This window comes from Streptococcus periodonticum (assembly GCF_003963555.1).
GTDB lineage: Bacteria > Bacillota > Bacilli > Lactobacillales > Streptococcaceae > Streptococcus > Streptococcus anginosus.
This window is the reverse complement of record NZ_CP034543.1, coordinates 1,127,681-1,150,860: the sequence shown is the minus strand read 5'-3', so window position 1 is coordinate 1,150,860 and position 23,180 is coordinate 1,127,681. Positions and strand designations below refer to the sequence as shown.

The 23,180-nt window shown below is 37.1% G+C and carries 18 protein-coding genes and 1 pseudogene; 18 read left to right on the top strand and 1 reads right to left on the bottom strand.

All coding sequences use genetic code 11. The features are described from left to right. Positions 1 to 8 precede the first annotated feature (8 nt). The 14 genes and pseudogenes from EHW89_RS05615 to EHW89_RS05545 all read left to right on the top strand — a co-directional run bounded on the left by EHW89_RS05615 (position 9) and on the right by EHW89_RS05545 (position 15,499). Positions 9 to 230: a hypothetical protein gene (locus tag EHW89_RS05615; protein WP_037596754.1), complete on the top strand. Its 222-nt coding sequence runs from the start codon at positions 9 to 11 to the stop codon at positions 228 to 230. Further along, a complete protein-coding gene (locus EHW89_RS05610) occupies positions 220 to 561 on the top strand; it encodes a hypothetical protein (RefSeq protein ID WP_126467186.1) in 342 nt (113 codons plus the stop codon). Before EHW89_RS05615 ends, EHW89_RS05610 begins: the two co-directional genes overlap by 11 nt. Beyond that, the gene (locus tag EHW89_RS05605; RefSeq protein WP_126467184.1) at positions 558 to 959 is read left to right on the top strand and encodes a phage holin family protein; all 402 of its coding nucleotides are present in this window, start codon (positions 558 to 560) and stop codon (positions 957 to 959) included. Before EHW89_RS05610 ends, EHW89_RS05605 begins: the two co-directional genes overlap by 4 nt. Position 960: 1 nt before the next feature. Next, positions 961 to 1,908: a LysM peptidoglycan-binding domain-containing protein gene (locus tag EHW89_RS05600; RefSeq protein WP_126467182.1), complete on the top strand. Its 948-nt coding sequence runs from the start codon at positions 961 to 963 to the stop codon at positions 1,906 to 1,908. A 143-nt stretch (positions 1,909 to 2,051) separates the two neighbouring features. Then, positions 2,052 to 3,275 carry a recombinase family protein gene (locus EHW89_RS05595; protein ID WP_126467180.1) on the top strand — a complete coding sequence of 408 codons (1,224 nt, stop codon included), beginning with the start codon at positions 2,052 to 2,054 and terminating at the stop codon, positions 3,273 to 3,275. Beyond that, positions 3,187 to 4,530 (top strand): recombinase family protein, encoded by a 1,344-nt coding sequence (locus tag EHW89_RS05590; RefSeq protein WP_450097530.1) that lies wholly within the window; start codon positions 3,187 to 3,189, stop codon positions 4,528 to 4,530. Before EHW89_RS05595 ends, EHW89_RS05590 begins: the two co-directional genes overlap by 89 nt. 102 nt (positions 4,531 to 4,632) lie before the next feature. Then, on the top strand, positions 4,633 to 5,637 hold the full coding sequence (gene dprA / locus EHW89_RS05585) for a DNA-processing protein DprA (protein WP_126467178.1): 1,005 nt from the start codon (positions 4,633 to 4,635) through the stop codon (positions 5,635 to 5,637). Then, positions 5,630 to 6,865 (top strand): ComF family protein, encoded by a 1,236-nt coding sequence (locus EHW89_RS09510; RefSeq protein ID WP_226997559.1) that lies wholly within the window; start codon positions 5,630 to 5,632, stop codon positions 6,863 to 6,865. Before dprA ends, EHW89_RS09510 begins: the two co-directional genes overlap by 8 nt. Positions 6,866 to 7,339: 474 nt before the next feature. After that, positions 7,340 to 8,983 carry a protein kinase family protein gene (locus EHW89_RS05570; RefSeq protein ID WP_126467176.1) on the top strand — a complete coding sequence of 548 codons (1,644 nt, stop codon included), beginning with the start codon at positions 7,340 to 7,342 and terminating at the stop codon, positions 8,981 to 8,983. A 431-nt stretch (positions 8,984 to 9,414) separates the two neighbouring features. Further along, positions 9,415 to 10,485, top strand: a complete 1,071-nt coding sequence (locus tag EHW89_RS05565) for a hypothetical protein (RefSeq protein WP_126467174.1) — start codon at positions 9,415 to 9,417, stop codon at positions 10,483 to 10,485. 21 nt (positions 10,486 to 10,506) lie between these two features. Continuing rightward, complete coding sequence (locus EHW89_RS05560; protein ID WP_126467172.1) at positions 10,507 to 11,802, top strand: hypothetical protein; 1,296 nt, start codon at positions 10,507 to 10,509, stop codon at positions 11,800 to 11,802. A gap of 450 nt (positions 11,803 to 12,252) precedes the next feature. Beyond that, positions 12,253 to 12,690 (top strand): GNAT family N-acetyltransferase, encoded by a 438-nt coding sequence (locus EHW89_RS05555; RefSeq protein ID WP_126468073.1) that lies wholly within the window; start codon positions 12,253 to 12,255, stop codon positions 12,688 to 12,690. Positions 12,691 to 13,215: 525 nt separating this feature from the next. Beyond that, positions 13,216 to 13,498: pseudogene (locus EHW89_RS05550) on the top strand (thioesterase); the annotation flags it as partial. Between the two features lie 309 nt (positions 13,499 to 13,807). Continuing rightward, positions 13,808 to 15,499 carry a phospho-sugar mutase gene (locus EHW89_RS05545; protein ID WP_022526208.1) on the top strand — a complete coding sequence of 564 codons (1,692 nt, stop codon included), beginning with the start codon at positions 13,808 to 13,810 and terminating at the stop codon, positions 15,497 to 15,499. 181 nt (positions 15,500 to 15,680) lie between these two features. Here EHW89_RS05545 and EHW89_RS05540 read toward each other — a convergent pair whose 3' ends face one another. Further along, positions 15,681 to 16,649 carry an NAD(P)/FAD-dependent oxidoreductase gene (locus EHW89_RS05540; protein WP_126467170.1) on the bottom strand — a complete coding sequence of 323 codons (969 nt, stop codon included), beginning with the start codon at positions 16,647 to 16,649 and terminating at the stop codon, positions 15,681 to 15,683. 126 nt (positions 16,650 to 16,775) lie between these two features. On the opposite strand from EHW89_RS05540, the gene EHW89_RS05535 reads away from it, so the two are divergent. The 4 genes from EHW89_RS05535 to EHW89_RS05520 all read left to right on the top strand — a co-directional run bounded on the left by EHW89_RS05535 (position 16,776) and on the right by EHW89_RS05520 (position 23,076). Then, positions 16,776 to 19,319, top strand: coding sequence for a M1 family metallopeptidase (locus EHW89_RS05535; RefSeq protein WP_126467168.1), 2,544 nt, complete (start codon positions 16,776 to 16,778; stop codon positions 19,317 to 19,319). A gap of 159 nt (positions 19,320 to 19,478) precedes the next feature. Next, the gene (locus EHW89_RS05530; RefSeq protein ID WP_049517618.1) at positions 19,479 to 20,222 is read left to right on the top strand and encodes a DeoR/GlpR family DNA-binding transcription regulator; all 744 of its coding nucleotides are present in this window, start codon (positions 19,479 to 19,481) and stop codon (positions 20,220 to 20,222) included. After that, positions 20,219 to 21,130 carry a 1-phosphofructokinase gene (pfkB, locus tag EHW89_RS05525; protein WP_003043007.1) on the top strand — a complete coding sequence of 304 codons (912 nt, stop codon included), beginning with the start codon at positions 20,219 to 20,221 and terminating at the stop codon, positions 21,128 to 21,130. The genes EHW89_RS05530 and pfkB overlap by 4 nt, the downstream gene beginning before the upstream one ends. Next, the gene (locus EHW89_RS05520) at positions 21,127 to 23,076 is read left to right on the top strand and encodes a PTS fructose transporter subunit IIABC (protein WP_126467166.1); all 1,950 of its coding nucleotides are present in this window, start codon (positions 21,127 to 21,129) and stop codon (positions 23,074 to 23,076) included. Before pfkB ends, EHW89_RS05520 begins: the two co-directional genes overlap by 4 nt. The last annotated feature ends 104 nt before the right edge of the window (positions 23,077 to 23,180 follow it).

Below are 23,180 nucleotides of genomic sequence, written 5' to 3'. Positions count from 1 at the left end.
GGGAACAAATGAAACCAGAAGAAATCAATCAGGCTCTTCGTTTAACCATTGAAGAGCTTACCAGAAAACTGGCAGATGAGGTAACGTCAAAGAACCTCTTAGCCATTCAATTGACTCAGAAAGAGGAGGCCTATCAAGCCCTCCAAAAGGAAAAGGAAGAATTGGAAACAGCACTTGATGAAGTGACAGCTCCAGAAGAAACAGATGGAGGTAAAAAGGATGGAGAATAAGGAATTATTGCCTGACCTCAGCCAAATTACAGAACCCTTTGATTTGGCTGCAGCGCTCACCTATATGCGGGAGAATGGAGAATTCATTCGCTGCAAGAGTGAGGGCGAGGATTTTTATATGTATCGGGAAGTTCAAAAGCGTCCGGTTATTAAAGGAGGCCGTCGGCAATTCATAGAAGTTGAAACGGTAGGTGCATTGACCCAGTGGGGAGCGACAGTCCCTACCATGAATCTGTCTGAGTTATTCCACAAGAATTTCTATATCATGCAATTTGATGAGAAAGGAAATCCAGACTGGAGTGAACCGCATAGAAAGGAGAATGCATCATGAAGCAGTTAGTTTTTTCGAATAAAGTCCTGTTTACTACGGTAGGCGGACTGATTGGAAGTGTCTTTGGCGATTGGGATGGTTTTATTTTTGCATTGATTGTCTTTATCACAATTGATTATATCAGTGGGCTGATGGCAGCCGTTGTTGAAAAGAAACTCTCCAGTGAAGTGGGCTTTCGAGGACTCTTTAAAAAGGTTGTCATTTTGATGCTGGTTACCATGGGGCAGATTATTGATACCCATATCTTAAAACAGGGTGGTATTATCCGCACAGCAGTTATTTTCTATTACCTGTCTAATGAAGGCCTCAGCATCATTGAAAATGCGGCTCGGATTGGTCTGCCGGTTCCTGATAAACTCAAGCAGACCTTGAAACAATTAAAATCGGAGGAAAAATAAGATGGCATTATTTGGAGTAGATATCAGTGAACACAATGGTTTTATTGACTTTGATCAGTTGAAGAGCAATGTTGACTTTGTCATTATTCGTTCGTCCTGGGGCAGTTTTGCGGAAGATTTACGAGCACGACGAAACGCTTCTGAGTGTGAACGGCTTGGCATTCCGTACGGATTTTACCATTATAGCTATGCTCGAAATTTGGGAGAAGCACAAGCTGAGGTCAATGCCTTTTTGAACTTTGCAGGACAGTTCCATCCTTCTATGCCGCTCTACATTGATATGGAGGATGCGGACGGCTGGAAAGCCAACAATGGCGGTGTCTCTTGGGAGACTTCTACAGAAATTTGTCGGCTGTTTTGCGACCATGTCGAAGCAGCAGGCTACTGGGCGGGTGTCTATGCTAGCTTGTATTGGTTCCAAAATATGGGGGACTTGAGTCGTTATACCAACTGGGTGGCCCAGTGGCAGGTGGATGCTTGTGCGGTACCGACAGACATTTGGCAGTTTACCAGTGATGGTCTAGTCGGAGGTATTAGTGGCCGAGTAGATTCCAATTATATGTATCGGGATTTACGCTCAGTTTATACTGACCAAATCCCTGAACCTCGCCCTGCGGTTCCAGCACCGGCAGCACCAGCGTCGATTGGGACTTACACAGTTCAAGAAGGGGATACCTTATCTGCTATTGCAGCTCTTTATGGAACAAGTTATCAGGAATTAGCGGCTATCAATGGGATTGCCAATCCTGACTTGATTTATCCGGGGCAAGTTTTGCAGGTTACGGGAAGTGCTCAAGTATCCAGTACTACAACCTATACCGTTGAAAACGGAGATACGCTTTCCGCTATTGCAGCTATGTACGGCACGAATTACCAGCACTTAGCGGCTATCAATGGAATTGAAAATCCAGATTTGATTTACCCTGGCCAAGTACTGCGGATTGAATAAGCAAACAGAGTCTGTTTGGAACCCTTCATGCAGGCTCTTTACATAGACAGCATTTGGACTTAAAAATGCTTGAATGAGTGGGCTGAATACTTGATAAATCTAGCCTTTAGAGTGATATATAGTAAGGAAGAAAGGAGAGTGGGATGAAGGCAGAAAAGAAACGAGTTTGTGCTTATACGCGGGTTTCAACCATGACAGAAAAGCAACAAGATTCCCTCACCAATCAGCAATCCTACTATAATCATTTTTATCAAAATAAAAAAGATGTCGATTTCATCGGAGTGTATTATGATCAGGGGATTTCAGGCAAACTGGCCAAGCGTCCAGGTTTTCAGCAGATGCTGGAGGATTGCAGGGCCGGGAAAATTGATGTCATTCATACAAAGTCCATTTCTCGCTTTGCCAGAAACACTGAGTTATTGCTTACAGTAAGCCGGGAACTGAAAACTATTCAAGTGGACATCTTCTTTGAAGAACAAAATCTCCATACCTTGTCAAATGAGGGTGAAGTCATGCTTACGGTTCTTGCCAGCTACGCAGAAGAAGAACTGCGCAACATGAGTGAAAACCAACGGTGGGCTTTTCAGAATAAGTTCCAGCGAGGAGAGCTGGTGATTAACACTAAGCGCTTCTTAGGCTATGACAAGGATGAGAACGGTGAGTTAATCATCAATCCTGAGGAAGCTAAAATCGTCAAACGGATTTATAACCTTTATTTATCTGGTATGGGAGTTCATGTCATCGCAAAGCTATTTAATGAAGAGAAAGTTTCTACGGTAGACGGTGGGAAATGGTATTCAAGTACTATTACCAATATTCTAAAAAACGAGAAGTATAAGGGGGATGCAATCCTGCAAAAATACTATTTTGCGGAAATCAAGGCCAAGCAACGTCTAAACCAAGGTCAGGTGCAACAGTACCTGATTACGGATAACCATGAAGCCATTGTGTCCAGAGAAGATTGGGAAGCCGTTCAAAAGCGTCTGAAACAGAATAGAAAGGCAAACCTAAGCATCGATTACAATCGACGATATCCTTTGAGTGGCTTATTGAAATGCGAGCATTGTGGCTCTACTTTAAAACGGCAGAAGTACTACAAAGGAAAGGTTGTATGGGTCTGTAGCAAGTATATCCGAGAGGGGAAAGAAGCCTGTATCGGCATGCGGGTGCCTGATAGTGTTGTTCAAGATTGGCGAGTGACAAAACCGACCATTGTAAAGGAGGAAATCATCAATGGCAAAAAACATTACTGTTATTCCAGCAAAGAAAACGATTCAAGTGGAAACAGAGAAGCATGTCCAGAAAATCCGAATGGCGGCTTATTGTCGGGTGTCTACCGACCAAGACGAACAGCTATCAAGTTATGAGAATCAGGTTCGGTATTATCGAGAATATATTAATCAGAATCCTTTGTATGAGCTGGTAGGCATCTATGCGGACGAGGGGATTACAGGAACCAACACTAAGAAACGTACCGAGTTCAATCGCCTGATTTCAGATTGCCGGCAAGGGAAGATCGATCGCATCATTGTCAAGTCCATTAGCCGCTTTTCTAGGAACACGCTCGACTGCTTGAAATATGTGCGGGAGTTAAGGGAACTGGGGATTGGGGTCACTTTTGAAAAAGAGAATATTGACAGTCTTGATGCAAAGGGGGAGGTGCTCTTGACGATTCTGTCCTCTCTGGCTCAAGATGAATCACGATCCATTTCAGAAAATGCGACCTGGGGAATCCGCAAGAAGTTTGAGCGAGGGGAGGTTCGTATGAACACCACTAAGTTTATGGGATATGATAAGGATGAGAATGGTAAATTAATCATCAATCCTGAGCAAGCAGAAACAGTTAAATTTATTTACCAGAAATTTCTAGAGGGATTTAGCCCTGAGTCAATAGCTAAGTATTTAAATGAAAATGACATACCCGGTTGGACTGGAAAAGCCAATTGGTATCCAAGTGCCATTCAAAAGATGCTTCAGAATGAAAAGTACAAGGGAGATGCCTTATTACAGAAGACCTTTACTGTAAATTTTTTGACCAAAAAGCGTAGTGCTAATGATGGTCAAGTCAACCAATACTATGTAGAAGATAGCCATGAAGCTATTATTGATAAGGAGACATGGGAACTAGTGCAGCTGGAATTAGCAAGGAGGAAAGCAGTTCGTGAAGAGCATCAACTGAATTTTTATATCATGCAAAATGCGGATAACCCCTTCACTTCCAAGGTGTTCTGTGCAGAATGCGGTTCAGCTTTTGGACGTAAGAATTGGACGACAAGTCGTGGCAAACGTAAAGTTTGGCAGTGTAATAACCGCTATAAGGTAAAGGGGCTGATTGGTTGTCAGAATAACCATATCGATGAGGGAACACTAGAGAAAGCCGTAGTAATGGCAGTAGAACTACTGGGTGAGAATGTGGATTTGTTGCATGGAAAGTGGAATAAAATTTTGGAAGAAAACCGGTTATTAGAAAAGCATTACAGTGTGTTGCTGGCTGAATTGATAAATAAGGATTGTTGGGAATATGATTCTTTCGAGATGTGTCAGGTACTGGATAGTATTTTGATTTCGGAGGATGGACAGATAACCGTAAGGTTTCTAGAAGGAACAGAGGTAGATTTATAGGTTATTATTGCCATAGTAACCAAGAATGGGTACTATAGAGACAGTTTTTCAAGTATGTGTTATAATGTAAACGTATAGATTATTTTTTGGAAAGGAGGAAACATGTTTAAAATTGATAATAAAATTAAGCAGGAAGCCTTAAACTTTTCAACTTTGCAAAACTGTTTAAAAATGACTGAAAGTAAGTTTGAACCGATATTTGATTCTTTTGTAAAAGAATATATTGGAAAAGAATCAGTTTCCATTATTGATGAGTTAGAGTTATATTGTTCTTATTTCAAAATTAATCGGGAACGCTTAAATCATGAATATATAGTTGCTTATAATCAGTTTACTAAACTAAAAGAGACCGATGAGATAATAAAACGTGGGACCAGTGATTACCCAGAAATGTTGGAATCAACGGAAAAATCACCTAAATTTTTATATATTAGAGGTCGCAAGAGTCTCTTATATGAATTGAGAAAGGTATCGCTTGTAGGTTCGAGAAATGCGACTGAAAAGGCTAAGTATGATACAGCTAGATTAGCTCAAAAACTTGGGAAAAATGGAATCACAGTAATTTCTGGTCTAGCAAAAGGGATTGATGTATCTGCACATAAAGCCGTTCTTGATTTGAGTTTAAATACTATTGCAGTCATAGGTACACATTTAAACCAATACTATCCAGCTGAAAATAAAGAAGTGCAGTTAGAAATAGAGAAGAAAGGATTAGTAGTTTCCCAGTTCTCCCCAGCATCTAAAACTCAGCGGTGGTTTTTCCCAATGAGAAATCGTGTCATGAGTGCTCTTTCATTAGCTACCATTGTTATGGAGGCTGGAGAAACATCTGGTTCTCTCATTCAAGCAGATTATGCCCTTAAGCAAGGAAGGCTGGTTCTTTTACCAGAGAGCGCATTAGAGAATGAAAATATAGCTTGGCCTAGAAAGTTTGTTAACAAGGGAGCTAAGGTGATGCATAACCCAAGTGATGCTCTAAGAATTTTAGCTGAAAGTAGTCTTTTTCAAGGAGAGTTAGAGCTAGAGCAGGAGTTTGAAGAGGACTTGCCATTGTTGGACTTTTCGTTAGACATTATCTCTGGGGAAGGGAGAGATAGACTTGCTTAGAAATGTTAGTGAGATAAAAGGGATTGTTTTTCATATTTCTGATTCCCCATTTCCTTCATCTGATGATTGGGAATTCATTCAGAATATATATGACGCAGGGTATAATTGTTTATTTTTAACAGACTTAGATGAACTCCCTGGCTTTATTAATGCAGGTGATATTATAAAAGTTGAGCCTCTACAAATGCTTTTATGGCCATCAACATCCTTATTTAATGATATTAAAGAGTATTATAGTGTAAACACATCTGAGATTGTTTTAGTTTCCAAGGATTCTCGCTTTACAAAGCGATCAATGCAATTGCTATGCGGTGTCATTTTAATTGCTGAAAAATGGACCAAGTATGAACAACTGAGCAATGCTCCTGATGCCATTTTCTACAGCTATAATCAATTCTTTGAAGAAGTTGTATTGGCTAATAAAGTGGGAAGGAACTATTTTGGAGAAAATGAGATTCCATTACTAGCAGGTAATTTTAAAAGTAGGTATATCCACACCATTTACTCTATTCCTGAAAATAAAAAGATTCATCTATTTTCTTTAGGAAGATACTATAGTTCCAAGCATTATATGCATGAATTACACCCTTATTCTAAGGCAATCATATCTAATAAAAAATCTGAGAGTAAGCTATCTGGACAATTTAATAATAAGCTTGCAGACCTTATTATCAAAACAATAGAGTCTTTTCCCAATAGTTTTAAGCTGGATGCGCTTTGCTATGTTCCACCTCGCCCAGACGAAGAAGAAAGTCGATTTGAAGCAGTGTTTTCGGAGATATTCTCGGACGATTATGTAAAAAAGAGCCACATTGAAGATATCTCTCACTTCTTGATATCTATCAGGAATTTCCAAAAACAAAAATTCTTAAATCAGGAAGAGCGTTTAAGGAATGTAGAGGGTGCTTTTACAGTAACTGAAAGCCTTGAGGGGAAGAATGTTATGATTATTGATGATGTTATTACTACTGGTGCAACATTGAAATCATGCGCAGATGCTCTTTTTCTGGCTGGAGCAGAGAGTGTATCTTTTTTCGTTTTTGCTATAAATCAGCTCGAGCAACCTGGCTTGTTTTCTGAATATAGGCCAATTTGCCCCCATTGTTCTGAAAATTTGTACTTATATATCAATTCAACTAAGAAAAGACCTTTTTATAGTTGTCCAGTTTGTAGGCGAACTTTTGATTTTGATTTAATTATAGAAGATTTAAATCGAAGAATTAAGTAGTCAGGTAGTTTATCATGATTTCAATTTATATAATAGTTGTTTCACTCTTTTTGCGGACATTGAACTACTTTTTTCCTAGTAGAAATGCTGGAGTTGGGTTACGATTTCCAGGAGTGTTTCGTGCGTTAAAGCATTGACAGAGATTTCAATCTCGGTTTTATTTAACTATAATAACTACAATGCGCTTATTTTCATCTATTCTCTTGTCACGAATATGAATGATAATAAAATTGTAGCTTATTCTATCGCTAGCATCATAGTTTCCGACTTGCTAATATTTTTTATTCCTTTAAAAAATTGTTTTCTAATTTACTATGCGACATGAGTTATGTTTGGAACTAAAACGAGAGAATTTGCTTTTATAAGGCTATGGTTACAGTATTTAACATGTTGTAACTATAGCCTTTTTTCTATTTATGCGGTACAATATATCTGTAATGCAGTACAGAAATTTAATTTTTAGGGGTATAATGCATGAAGAATGATGAGCTAAATATTGAAAGTTTTGAGATTATTGAAGAACAACTTTACTTTGAAGGAAAAAGTGTATTAGAGGGTGGACAGTACCCCTTCAATAAGTTTGTATTCATTGATAAAATCGGGGAAGGAGCTAATGGTGTAACTTTTAAAGTTTTTCATAAAATTCTACAGATGGATCAAGTAGTCAAGATATCGAGATCTAATTACCAGAAAAATTTACTTGAAGCTATTAAAAATTCATCAACTTCGATAAGTGATGTGATTGCAGCTGTGTCTGATGCAGGTATTCTTGGGTATCCAGCAAATACGAGTTACTCAGTTATGCCCCTCATAAATAACTCAATATCATTTAGTGATTGGATTAGTTGTCGAGATAAATTATTGCAGTTTTGTAATGAGTACTTTGAAGAAAGTTCGTTTAAATCAAACTCTCAGTATTCAGGACAAATTATACAATCCAGTTTAAATTTGAGTATTAGTTTATTAAGTACATATTCAAAATTTATTAAAAACAATATCATCCATGGTGATTTAAATCCGAATAATATACTTATTAAAGATAGTGTCTTTAATGCGGAGGTATTGAAAAGTTTAGAAGAATATTTTAAGTATCAAAATGGTGATAGAAAATCATCTTTCCGTTTCGATTGTGCAGTCAATAGAATTTTAGCCACCCTTCAACAATTACGAAGAAAGGTTTCGGTTGGAACAATTACTTCTAGCTTTTTTGAAGTGAAATTCATCGATTTAGGAACAAGTCAATTGGAAACTACTAATAGAGACTTTGGTGAACAAAGGGATGTATATTTTATTCTAGATAGCGCAAGAAGACTTTTGAAACCATTTTTTAATGGTACATCACTTAATAATTTTTTAAACTTAGAAAAGGTCAATGGCGATTTGCTTCTATCGTTTAACGATCCATCTTTTGATGATAGGTGTTCCAGAGGATTGGAGAAAAAATTTGGAGTTTCAAATTTAGTAAAGAATGGCAGATTGACTCCTGAAGCAATACATTTGTTAGAGGAATCTGGGCCCATGTCTGCTTCATATAAAAGTGGACTTCCAATTGGAAAATATTATTTTATATTTTATAATGGTAACTTGCTAAGTGAATATTTAATCAACGAATGGTTGCTCCCTTATCCTATTTTTTCTAATAATGAAGAGTATGAATTTAATGAAGATACTTACTTAATCGATGAAAGCGTGATGTTTTTCTTAAAATACAACTATCAAGGCAATGTTTCTTCATCAATGGTCTCTGGTGATGTTTTAAGGTTAGTTGCATTTCTTAATATTATTTTTGGATATTCATACCAAAATAGTGAAATTACAACGAAAGATTATGAAGTGATTGGGAAATTAAATGGGTTAATTAATCCGCCTACCCCAATATATAACGTTGAGGTTGATATTCGTAATTTAGATACTGGGATTTTGGATGCCAAATTTATTGAAGCATGGGAAAATCTAATTGTTTCAGAGGATAAATTTCTATCTTTGGGGGTTTTAATACAGTGGGAAAATCTATGGAATCAACTTTCTTTTACTTTTAGTAATACGATTGGCGCATCTGATAAAGTATTTAAATCTATGATTGTACAAGGATCAGTGTTTTCATTTAACGTTAAATAGTTTAATCCTAAATATTTTAAATAAAGATTTCGTTTCACAGTATAAGTAGTGACCGTCAAGACATGTTGAGTGTGTAGGATTGCTTGTTCGAGCGTAATCCTCTGAGAATTAGAATAGCAGTTTATATTCTTATGGAAAATCTAGAAATTTTTATAATAAAATATTACGGACTGCCAGAAGTTGATAACTTTTTAGAATATTACTACAGTTAACAACTAAAATTGTTAGTTTGAAGAATAAAATGGGATTTTAATGGGTTAATTATATTCTAGATATTGGACGGAATCATTATCGAAAAAGAAAATGTTGCTGTTAAAGTTTTAGATGGAACAGAGATAGAATTGTAAGAGACTGTGACTGTTAGGTTGCAGTCTTTTTGTGGCTTTAGTGGTATAATAAACAATATGAATAAGCTGTTTTGGGAGGACGAAATGACTGATAGTAATAAAGTGAAGAAAGTTGAAATAGACTCTATAAAAATTGCCTTAGACAGCGCAACAAACCTCTCTGATAAGATAAAATTGGGACAAAATACTGCAGCTATTTCTGTTTTGGCTGATACCTTCAGTAACTTTCAAGCAGCAGTAAATACTTCCAATATTTCAGGAATCATTGCGGCTTCAAATGCATTAAGTGCATCTAAATTAGTGAATATTGCTAATTTGACGACTCCTTTAGCAAGTCTGACTTCATCAATTCAAGTGGACAAAAGTGCTATCAATGCCATGTCAGAAGTGATTGCTTCGTACAATCAGATGTTGTCAAGCACACACTTGCAAGCAATTCAAAATATTGCAGAGTCTGCTAAAAATTTAATTGCTAGCTATCAAATTGATTATTCAAAGATTTTTAGTGGCATCAATGAACTTTTAAAGACACTGCCTTCGATCTACACACAAGAAGAAATTGAGCAGATTATATCTCGCGTTCAATCGCTAGCAGAAAATGGATGGGTTATTTATTTTCGTGATAGAAATGTTTATCAGCGTGTACTTGCTGAGGAATGGAATACCTTGGAGGACGAATGGATTGAGTTGCTTAGGGATAAACTAAAAAATGAGAATTTTATTATTGCCTTACAAAATTCGCCGTGTTACTCGGCTCCCCTAGTAAAATCAATGGTTGATTGCTACTTTAACCGAAACTTTTATGCAGCATACACTCTGGGAACTTTGGCAATTGATGGTGCGCTAAATAGAATTTCAGAGATGACTTCATTAGAGAAAAGAATACCAGTAGGTCACCGAGCGATTAAAGAAATTGATAATATATTTATTGATAAGTCGTTTAGCGATGTAGGACTGATGCACTGGTTGTATAATTTCTTCAAAGATACAAATAGGTTTACACTTGAAGAACCCAATCGACATATGATTGGACATGGTCGGTGGGAGAAAGAAGTCGAAGAACAAGAGTTTTTGAAGCTTTTTAATACACTGTTGTACATTTGTGATGAGTATGATTATTGGGAAGAAATTATAGAGACTGACAGATTAAAATAAATTTATGAGAGAGTTGAAGATATGAAGTTTAATAAAATATATAAAATTATCTTGTTGCTTATAGCGATAGTATTATTAATATTTTTTAGGCAAGTTATAGTGAATTTAGTTGTTTCTACTAATTTAGAAATCTCGCAAGGGAATCTATTTGTATTAACTATTATATTTTGGTTAGAAATACTCTCTATATTAGTGATATATGATTTAGTAATTATTGAGTTATATAGTAGAGTAAGTTATTGTTTGAGTAAACTAGGGCAATGGGCGATAAGAACGAAAAAGGTGAGTATTGCACTTTACACAATTAGATTAAATTATTATTTGTTAAGACTAAGTCGATTATTACGTGTAGGTTGGGTAACTTATGGTAGCGGTGAAAAAAATTCTGTCTGGATAGGGATATCTAAACTCTCCTTGACTCAGCTATCACTTAATATATTTAGACTTATAATAAGTACACCTATGTTCTTGGCATTTTTGTCTGCTTGTTTCTCTTTGAGGATATTGAAAGGAGATGTTGCCTATTATTTGCATAAGCTTCAAGAATTTCTAAGAGGTATTTTAAAAATAAAAGTAAATATTGGTGATATCTTTTCAAGGTTACCAGCCCTTGTAGCTTTGATGACGATATTACCAATCGTCTTTTTCTTCTATTTCTATAGTCAAAAACGTGATGTTCGAAAAATAATTGATAAGGAAAATAGTCAATATTTTGAAGAAGTTGTCTTATTGTACGAAAAATTATTAATTTGGATTGATAATCATATTTATGAATTATCTGAGAATTTTAATTATGTAATTAAATGTCAAGATTCAATTGTTGAGATATTTTTAAAAAAGGAGGTTCCTAACTATATATCATTAGCAGGGAAGCAGTATTATATACCCGGAGAGATTGAGACATTTAGATTTGTTGAGATAACTGATTTGACTGAGTTTCGAGAAATTATGAGTAAATTATCTAGTGATAGATTAAGGAAATATACACGAATATTCTCAGTTAAACGATTTGATATCTGGTATCTTTATTTTTTTGATTTTCCTTTATTGAATGAAGAAGAGAAAATCGAAAAATCCTTCTATACTAAAAAAGGGATGAGTTCTAAATTGAATAATTGTCATACTTTTCCATATGACTTTACTCAACAGCAAATTGAGAAGAGGAGGAAAGAGGAACATTCTTTTTTATCTTGGTCTATTTATGACGAATTGGAGTTGCTATACAGGTTTAAGAGAGTAAGCGATTCGTTAAGAAAATATCTTTATTCTTCAAGAACAGAGCGACTGCTATTAAAAGCATTAAATAAAGATAAATAATTTCATTCCATAGTATTATTCTAAAATTAACCAATCACATTTCGTTTGATAATATAGGTAGGCACTAACAGCACATGTCGAGTGTATCGCTCTGCTTGTGAGAGCGTGAGAACCTTTTAGTGAAAAGCCTCATGAAGTCACTTCTGGCAGTGACTTTAGTTAAATTGGCGAGAATGATTTTGAGATTTCGAGTGAAGCTGTTGAATCTGCTTCCACATACGAGGGTGGACAACTTGTAAAATCTTGTCAATCGTTATAAAATTTGAATAAGCTAACTCATCGATTTTTAATCAATCATCTAAAGCAAGTGAAATTTTAGAACAAATAGGATAGATAAGGTAAAAAATCAATTCTTAATTTACTAGAATACAAATATTATTTTCTTTGAATATGAAATGATATAATACTAAAAATTAGAGAGACAAATGAAAAGTTAAGTGAGGTGTGATGATGATAAGAGAAGCTGTTAAAGAAGATTTACATGAATTATTGAGTTTATATCTGTTTTTGCACGAGGATAGGATTCCGAGAAATTCAAGTCATTTAGAGAATACATGGAAAACAATGATAGAAGATGCCAACCATCATATCATTGTCAATGAGATAAATGGCAAAATTGTTTCATCCTGTATTTGTATCATCATTCCAAATCTAACCAGAAATATCCGTCCCTATGCCTTTATTGAAAATGTAGTTACAAACGAAGAATGCCGTGGAAAAGGCTTCGCATCCGAATGCCTTCATTATGCCAAGGAGATAGCGCTTCAAAATAATTGCTATAAGATGATGCTATTAACAGGTACAAAAAGCGAAACGACATTAAGCTTCTATCAAAATGCTGGCTATAATAGCGAGGACAAAACGGCATTTATACAATGGCTTGACTAGCAGAATTACCAGTTAGCGAACAGAATATCACTAAATAAAAAGCTTCAACAGAGCAATTTTAGGAACAGCCAATCAAAGAGATTGCTGTTTTTTTATAGCTCAAAACTAAAAAGAAAGGAGAAGAAGCTCTAAAGTCTCATACAGCTCAGTCTAACTCTATAGTATTAGTATTATTATTCTTAACATTTTCAAGATGAACTTTCCTTCCGCCACCTTTCTATAAATTCAACTTAGACGAACGATTAAAATATCTTGAATGCAGGACAAACGCATGAAAGATTTTTAGCAGGAAAATAAAGCTTTCTGCATTTTTAAGTTCGGTTTTTCCAAAAATAAATATTAATTTTTTAGAGCGTTACTATAGAGAAAACTCTAAAATGGCTTGTTCTCATATGAACGATCATTCGGAAATAACTGTTTCATGCGTCTGTCGTGTCTTGAATGTGCTTCGTATTTACTCTTCACTAAAAGACTGATATAATAATTATGAAAGCGCTTAGATATTCGGTTTGAAAAGGAGAATAAATGACTTTAGAAACAAAAAATATTGCCATCCAAGATACTTATGGCGATCGATTCCAATATTGTTGGGGATGTGGTCCTAAGAATGAGTCAGGTTTGCATTTAAAAACTTATCCTAGCTTAAATGGAACGAGCTGCATTAGTAAGGTAACACCAGCTAACCAAGTATACTGGCGGTGTTCCAGCTAATCTATTTGGCAGTATGATTGCCATGATTTTTGACTGTCATGGAGTTGCTTCAGCAGCTTGGTTTGTTCATCAAAATAAGGGTTTCTATTTACCAGAGTATGGTTATTCAGTCTAGAGATTTTGATTTTGAATATTATTATAAAGGCAAAATGGAATTATGGATTTTTATAAGAAAAGTTAGATGTTTATAGGTTAAAAAATAAACTTTAAAGGATGTAAAATTTCAAGCACTTTCTTCAGAGAAGGTGTCTTTTTAGCATATTTTCAGAATAAATGATTTTAAGTAGCAAAGAAAATTAAAAAACTGCAAGCGTTTTAAAGAAAAATTGGAAAAAGGATTGATAAAAACGAAAAGGTAGTATAGAATGGAATTATTGAGAAATAATATATTAAAAGGAGTCGTTATATGAACTACAAAGAAGTTTATAAACAATGGCTAAACAATGATTTCTTCGATGAAGAAACAAAAGCTGATTTGCTGTCTATTCAGGATGATGAAGCTGAGATCGAAGATCGATTCTACAAAGGTCTTGAATTTGGGACCGCTGGTCTTCGTGGGAAATTGGGTGCTGGTACCAACCGTATGAATAAATACATGGTAGGAAAAGCAGCCCAGGCATTGGCTGAAACCTTGAAAGACCATGGTGAAGAAGCGATTAAAAGAGGTGTTGCAATCAGCTATGATGTCAGATATAAATCAAAAGAATTTGCTGAGTTGACCTGCTCTATCATGGCTGCTCACGGAATCAAAACCTATATTTACAATGGGATTCATCCTACGCCAATGTGCTCGTATGCAATTAGAAAATTGCACTGTAAAGCAGGAGTCATGGTGACAGCTAGCCATAATCCACAAGAATACAATGGCTATAAAGCGTATTGGGAAGAAGGTTCACAGATTTTAGATGATATTGCAGGACAAATTGCAGGTCATATGGATGAAATTGTGAATTTTGAAGACATTAAGTCCATTCCTTTTGAAGAAGCCTTGGAAAGCGGTCTTGCAAATTATATTGATGCATCTGTTGAAGAAGATTACTACCAAGAAGTTCTCAATCTAACAATCAATGAAGATGTTGATAAATCTATCAAAGTTGGCTATACGCCTTTGAATGGTACAGGAAACATTCCTGTCAGAGAAATTCTGAAAAGAAGAGGATTTGAAAATATCTATGTCGTAAAGGAACAAGAATTTCCTGATCCAGATTTTACAACTGTTGGTTATCCCAATCCAGAATTTCCAAAAGCATTTGCCTATTCTGAAAAACTTGGAAAAGAAAATGATTGTGATATTTTGATTGCTAATGACCCAGACTGCGATCGTGTTGCGCTGGAAGTAAGAAATGCAAACGGTGATTATGTCTTTTTAAACGGAAATAAGATCGGTGCTTTGCTTTCTTATTATATTTTCTCACAACGTTCTGCTCTCAATAATTTACCTGAAAATCCTGTCATGGTGAAATCTATTGTTACAGGTGATTTATCTAGAGCGATTGCGAAGAAATATGGTATTGAAACAGTAGAAACCCTGACTGGATTTAAAAATATTTGTGGCAAAGCCAACGAATATGATCGTACTAAAGAAAAAACGTATGTGTTCGGTTACGAAGAAAGTATCGGTTTCTGTTATGGAACTTTTGTCAGAGACAAAGATGCTGTCAGTGCTTCTATGATGATCGTGGAGATGGCTGCTTACTTTAAGAAACAGGGTAAGACTTTGTTAGATGTTTTAAATGATATCTATGCAGAATTTGGTTTCTATAATGAAAGACAAGTTTCGCTTGAGTTAGAAGGTGTAGAAGGTCAGGAGCGAATTGGTCGCATGATGGAAGAATTTAGAGAACATCCTTTGACAACAATTGGAGCAATGGAACTTGAAAAAGTGATTGACTTTAAAGATGGCTACCTTGATTTTCCAAAACAAAACTGTTTGAAATATTACTTTAAAGATGGTTCATGGTATGCACTCAGACCGTCAGGGACCGAACCTAAAATCAAACTATACATCTATTCAATTGGTAAAGATGAAAAGGAAAGTGTTGAAAAACTTGACCTCATCGAAAAGGCTTGCCGAGAAAAAATGGATAGTGTGAAATAAGCACATATAAAAGAGTTTGGGACAAAAAGATTTCAATTTTTAAAAATCTTAATTATTAAGCCCTTCAAATCTATAATTAAATGCGAAAAGCGAACAAAGCAGAATTCTGATTACCAGAAAACTAGTTTTGTTCGCTTTTTATATTTGAGGTCGGACTTTTGCCCCAGCTTCTTTTTGCTTTTTAAAGACTAGTCGAATGTTTTGGCTGTATTTTTTGGTCGGGATAGATATAGTTCATAGCATTGTTGATAGCTGTAGGAGCTTCGCCTAGTCCTGTGGCTATCAAATCAATCTTTCCGTCATAGCTACAGCAATCGCCAGCAGCATAGATACCTGCGACAGAAGTTTCTTGTTTGCTATTGACGATAATCTTGTGGCGATTGAGTTCTATTCCCCATTTTTTCAAATTCCCGACAGATGATTTAAAGCCATAATTGACAAAAAGCTGATCAAGCGGCAAGAGCTCCATTTCATCGCTTTTCACTTTAGTGATTTTAAGATGAGTGAGTTTGTTTCCTTCACCTATAAGTTGACTTGGGATAAATGGTGTTTTAATCGTGACAGTAGAAGCTTTTAGTTCATTGACACTGTGTTCTAAAGCACGGAAAGTGTCTCGACGATGGATGATATGTGTCGGAGCGATTTTATCAAAAGCAAGTGCCCAATCCACTGCAGAATCACCACCTCCTAGAACAACAATATTTTGTCCAGCGTATTGATTGATATTTGACACGTGATAGTGAATGTTTTCAAATTGGTCTACATTGTCCAAATCAAGTGAGCGTGGTTTAAAAGCACCACCTCCCATAGCAATCAAAATGGCTCTTGAAATGTGCTTCCCATTGCTAGTTGTTAAGGTAAATAATTCATCATTTTTTTCAATATCTAATACAGTCTCATTGAGATGTATGCTTGTTTCAAATGTTTTTACTTGATCAATCAAACGCTTAATCAATTCTTCACCTGTTAGATTGGTAAAACCAGGAACATCCAGAATTTTCTTTTCAGGATAGAGAATAGCTGGCTGTCCACCGAGCTGAGGTAGCGAATCAATCAAATTCACTTTTGCTTGACGCATGTGAGCATAAAAAGCAGCAAAAAGACCCACAGGCCCCCCGCCAACAATCGTAATATCAAAAATTTCAGACATGATTTCTCCTTAAAATAGTAACGTATTTCTATTTTATCACAAAATGAGGAAAACGATAGAGAAATTGTGTTAGGACACGTGAATTATGTTACAATAGTTACAGATTATATTATTAAGGAGACATACATGCAAGCAGTTGCACATTTTATTGAAACATTTGTTCCAGAACATTATGATATTTTTTTAGATTTGAATCGGGAGCAAAAAACGTTCACAGGTAAGGTCAGCATTAGCGGAGAAGCAAAAGGTGAAAAAATTTCTCTTCATCAGAAGGATTTGACAATCCAGTCCGTTGAGGTAGCTGGCGAAGCTCGTCCTTTCTCTGTAGATAATGAAAATGAAGCAGTTTACGTTGAGCTTGGTCAAGCAGGGGTTGTTGAAGTAACGCTGACTTATACAGGTAAAATTACAGATAATATGACGGGGATTTATCCTTCTTACTATACTGTTGATGGAGTCAAAAAAGAAGTTCTTTCTACTCAATTTGAAAGTCATTTTGCACGTGAAGCCTTTCCAAGTGTAGATGAGCCAGAAGCAAAAGCTACATTTGACCTTTCTTTGAAATTTGACCAAGAAGCAGGAGAAATCGCACTTTCAAACATGCCAGAAGTTGATGTAGAAAATCGAAAAGCAACTGGCATCTGGAAGTTTGCAACGACTCCTCGCATGTCGTCTTATCTTTTGGCGTTCGCGGCTGGTGATTTACAGGGTGTTACAGCAAAAACGAAGAATGGTACCTTGGTCGGCGTGTACTCTACCAAAGCTCACCCTGCTTCAAATTTGGAATTTGCTTTAGATATTGCAGTTCGCTCTATTGATTTTTATGAAGAATACTACGGAGTAAAATATCCGATTCCTCAATCTCTGCATGTAGCTTTGCCAGACTTTTCTGCAGGAGCTATGGAAAATTGGGGCTTGGTCACTTATCGTGAAGTTTATCTTTTAGTAGATGAAAATTCAACTGTTACAAGCCGTCAGCAAGTAGCTCTTGTGATTGCTCACGAATTGGCGCACCAATGGTTTGGTAACTTGGTTACAATGAAGTGGTGGGATGACCTTTGGCTCAATGAAAGTTTTGCCAATATGATGGAATATGTCTGTGTGAATGCCATTGAGCCAACATGGAACATTTTTGAGGATTTCCAAACAGGTGGTGTCCCTCTGGCTCTAAAACGGGATGCGACTGACGGTGTTCAATCTGTCCATGTGGAAGTAAAACACCCAGATGAAATCAATACCTTGTTTGACCCAGCAATTGTCTATGCCAAAGGAAGTCGTCTTATGCACATGCTTCGTCGTTGGCTAGGAGATGAAGCCTTTGCAAAAGGTTTGAATGCTTATTTTGCTAAACACCAATACAGTAATACGATTGGTCGTGACTTGTGGAATGCTCTCGGTGCAGCTTCAGGACGTGATGTGGCAGCCTTTATGGATTCGTGGTTAGAACAACCAGGTTATCCAGTTTTAACAGCGGTTGTGGAAAATGATACTCTCAAAATTTCTCAAAAACAATTCTTTATTGGAGAAAAAGAAGAAAAAGGCCGTCTATGGGTTGTACCATTGAATAGTAATTGGACTGGTATTCCAGATACTTTAGAAACCGAAACGCTTGAAATTCCAAATTATGCAGCTCTGGCAGCGCAAAATGAAGGAGCACTTCGTTTCAATACAGAAAATACGGCGCATTACATTACTGATTATCAAGGGGAATTGTTGGATAATATTTTAGCAACTATTACGGACTTGGATAATACAAGTAAGTTGCAAGTAGTACAAGAACGTCGTCTGTTGGCGGAAGCTGGTTTTGTTTCATTTGCAGATTTGATTCCAGTGGTTGAAAAGTTAACCAATGAAACATCTTATCTTGTAGTATCTGCTGTGAAGGCTGTTCTAAATGGTTTGAAGACTTTTGTGGACGAAGGGACAGAAACAGAGGCAGCCTTTAAAAAATTACTCGTTAAGCTGAATGAAGATAACTTTGACCGACTTGGCTTTGAAGCGAAAGACGGTGAAACAGATGAAGATGAATTGGTACGTCAAATCGTTGTGGCAAATATGATTGCAGCTGATGATGAACAAGCGAGCCAAAAAGCGAGCCAAATCTTTGAAACCTACCAAGAAAACATGGAAAAACTTCCTGCAGCCACTCGCTTGCAAATTTTGATTAACCAAATCAAACACCATGAGACAAAGGAATTGACCGATCAATATCTAGCAACCTACATTGCAACGGTTGATGGCAACTTCCAACGTCAATTGGCTTCGGCTCTATCTTATACGAAGAATGAAGCAACTCTAGCGCATCTTTTAGAAGAATGGAAAAATAAAGATGTTGTGAAACCACAGGATTTAGCAATGAGTTGGTATTTTACTTTCTTACAACATGATTTCACACAAGGAACTGTCTGGACCTGGGCGCGTGACAATTGGGATTGGATTAAGGCAGCTCTTGGTGGAGATATGAGTTTTGACAAATTTGTCATTTATCCAGCAAGTACCTTTAAGACGTATGAACGTTTAGCAGAATACAAAGCCTTCTTTGAACCACAATTATCTGATTTGGCAATTAGCCGTAACATCAGCATGGGAATCAAAGAAATTTCCGCTCGTATTGATTTGATTGACAAAGAAAAAGCAGCTGTTGAAGCAGCAATCAAAGCTACAGTATAACAGTATAGAAAAGAAAAGGTTGAATGCGAATTTCAGCCTTTTCTTATTGCATTTTGCTGTTTTATTAAAAGAATGATAGTTTTTGAAAGAAAATGCTTGACTTTGAAATGAATTGGTGTATAATAAATCTGTAAACGATTGCAGGAAGAGGTGAGGTCTATCTTAAAATCAGAACGCAAACAGGTAATTTTAGAGGAAATCAATCATCATCAAGTTGTTTCTCTGGATAGCTTAGTTCGTTTGTTAAATACGTCTGAATCAACAGTGCGTAGGGATTTAGATGAATTGGAAGATGAAAGAAAGCTGCGCCGGATTCACGGTGGAGCAGAAAGCATTCATTTCCTTCAAGAGGAAGAAAGCAATCAAGAAAAATCTATCAAAAACGTTCAAGATAAATTGCGAATTGCTCAAAAAGCGGCGGAATTGATACAAGAACAGGATGTTATTTTTATTGATGCTGGAACGACAAATGAATTGTTAATCAATGAGCTTTCAAGCAAACATATGACGGTTGTAACCAACTCCATTCACCATGCTACAAAGTTAGTTGAGAAAAACATTCCAACGGTTATTATCGGAGGAGTTGTCAAAAGCTCAACAGATGCTAGTATCGGTGGTGTTGCTTTGAACCAAATCGGTCAGTTGAATTTCAATAAAGCTTTTATTGGTATGAATGGAATTGATGAAAATTTCTATACAACGCCTGATATGGACGAAGGAGCAGTCAAGCGAGCGATTCTTGAAAACGCCAAGCAGACTTATGTCTTAGCTGACGCCTCAAAAATCGGTCAGACCTCTTTCGTGAAAGTCGCACCTATCAAACGCGCAAGCATTATTACGAGTGCATGCGCCAATGAGCAATTGGAGAAGATAAAAGAAAAAACGGAGGTTATTGAAGTATGATTTATACTGTTACGCTTAATCCTTCTATTGACTATATTGTCCGTTTGGATAAGGTCAATGTTGGAAGCGTGAATCGTATGGAGAGCGATGATAAATTTGCTGGTGGTAAAGGTATCAATGTCAGTCGTGTGCTCAAACGTTTGGGAATTGATAACACAGCGACTGGCTTTATAGGTGGTTTTACTGGAAAATTTATTACTGATACCTTGGAAAATGAAGCGATTGCGACCAAGTTTGTCCAAGTGTCAGAGGATACGCGTATCAACGTCAAGATTAAAGCAGATGCTGAGACAGAAATCAATGGAACGGGTCCGACCGTCTCACCAGAGCAATTGGCAGCATTAAAAGATATTCTTTCAGGGCTGTCAGAGAAAGATACAGTTGTCTTTGCAGGGTCAAGCAATAAAAATTTAGGAAATGTCGTCTACAAAGAGTTAATTAGCCTGACGAGACAAACTGGCGCACAGGTCGTTTGCGATTTCGAAGGACAAACACTTATTGATTCACTGGAATTTCAGCCATTATTGGTTAAGCCGAATAACCATGAACTTGGTGATATTTTCGGAGTGAAGCTGGAAAAGCTGGATGAGATTGAGAAATATGCTCGTGAAATTCTAGCCAAGGGAGCCCAACATGTCATTATTTCTATGGCAGGTGATGGAGCGCTTTTGGTAACAAAGGACGGAGCATATTTTGCAAAGCCAATCAAGGGAATCGTAAAAAATTCTGTCGGAGCTGGTGACTCAATGGTTGCAGGCTTTACTGGCGAATTTGTTCGTTCAGGAAATGCTGTTGAAGCCTTCAAATGGGGAGTGGCTTGCGGAACGGCAACGACTTTCTCTGATGATTTGGCAACAGCCGCTTTTATTAACGAAACATATGAAAAAGTAGAGGTAGAAAAAATATGAAAATTCAGGATTTACTGAGAAAAGATGTGATGTTGCTTGATTTACAAGCAACTGAAAAAACAGCTGCTATTGATGAAATGATTCGCAGTTTAGTTGACCACGGTTATGTGACAGATTTTGAAACATTCAAAGAAGGAATCTTGGCTCGTGAAGCTTTAACCTCAACAGGCTTGGGCGACGGGATTGCCATGCCACACAGTAAAAATGCGGCAGTCAAAGAAGCAACCGTTCTTTTTGCAAAATCAAACAAAGGTGTGGATTATGAAAGTTTAGACGGGCAACCGACAGATTTGTTCTTCATGATTGCTGCACCAGAAGGAGCGAACGATACTCACTTGGCTGCACTTGCAGAATTGTCACAGTACCTGATGAAAGATGGATTTGCAGACAAACTTCGTCAAGTAACTTCACCAGATGAAGTGATTGCATTATTTGACCAAGCATCTGAAAAAGCAGCAGAACCTACAACGGTAGTACCGGCAACCAAAGATGGTGATTTCCTTGTTGCGGTAACAGCATGTACAACGGGAATTGCACATACTTATATGGCGCAAGAAGCTCTTCAAAAGGTAGCTGCTGAAATGGGTGTTGGCATCAAGGTTGAAACCAACGGTGCTAGTGGTATCGGAAACAAACTGACCGCAGAAGATATTCAAAAAGCAAAAACGGTTATTATTGCGGCTGATAAAGCTGTGGAAATGGATCGATTTGACGGCAAGCCATTGATTAACCGCCCAGTTGCTGACGGTATTCGTAAGACAGAAGAGTTGATTAACTTGGCATTGTCAGGAAAAGCAGAAGTATATCATGCAGCCAATAAAAAAGCTGCCTCCTCTTCAACAAATGCAGTAGGTGGATTCTACAAACACTTGATGAGTGGTGTTAGCCAAATGCTTCCATTCGTTATCGGCGGTGGTATCATGATTGCAGTGGCATTCTTGATTGACCAAGCAATGGGAGTACCAAAAGATCAATTGGCAAATCTCGGTACTTATCATGAGTTGGCAGCTATGTTTAAGAATATTGGTGGCTTGGCCTTTGGCTTTATGCTTCCTGTACTTGCTGGTTATATCGCTTATTCTATTGCTGAAAAACCAGGTTTAGCGCCAGGTTTTGTAGCAGGTAGTATGGCTTCCGCAGGTCTTGCTTTTGGTAAAATTCCATTTGCAGAAGGTGGGAAAGCGACTCTTGCACTTGCTGGTGTACCTTCTGGTTTCCTTGGAGCCCTAGTGGGTGGTTTCCTTGCAGGTTACGTTGTAAACTTCCTTAAAAAAGCCTTGAGTGGTCTTCCAAAGTCGCTTGAGGGTATCAAGTCCATTCTACTTTATCCACTGTTGGGAACCTTGCTAACTGGCTTCTTGATGTTGTTGGTGAATATTCCAATGGCAGCTATCAATACTGGCTTGAATAGTTTCCTAGAAGGCTTATCTGGTAGTTCAGCTGTCCTCCTTGGACTCGTTGTAGGTGGTATGATGGCTATTGATATGGGCGGTCCCTTCAACAAAGCGGCTTATATCTTTGGTACAGGAACTCTTGCAGCAACTGTTTCAACAGGTGGTTCAGTTGTAATGGCAGCGGTTATGGCTGGTGGTATGGTTCCACCTCTTGCAGTTTTTGTCGCAACCCTTCTATTCAAAGATAAATTCACAGAAGAAGAACGCAATTCAGGCTTGACAAACATTGTTATGGGACTATCCTTCATCACTGAAGGTGCTATTCCATTTGGTGCTGCTGACCCTGCCCGTGCCATTCCAAGCTTTATGGTTGGTTCAGCTTTAGCAGGCGCACTTGTCGGCATGGCTGGTATTAAACTCATGGCACCGCACGGAGGTATCTTCGTTATTGCACTTACTTCAAATGCCCTTCTCTATATCATCTTCATCTTGATTGGCGCAATTGTAAGTGGTGTGTTATTCGGAGCGCTTCGCAAACCATTGAATAAATAATGATGAGTTTCATCGTTCTAGGAGTTGGAGAAAAATTCTCTAGCTCCTTTTTTAATCTAAAAGAAACATTGAAAGGAGATGATTTTCATACTGATTAAAATAGT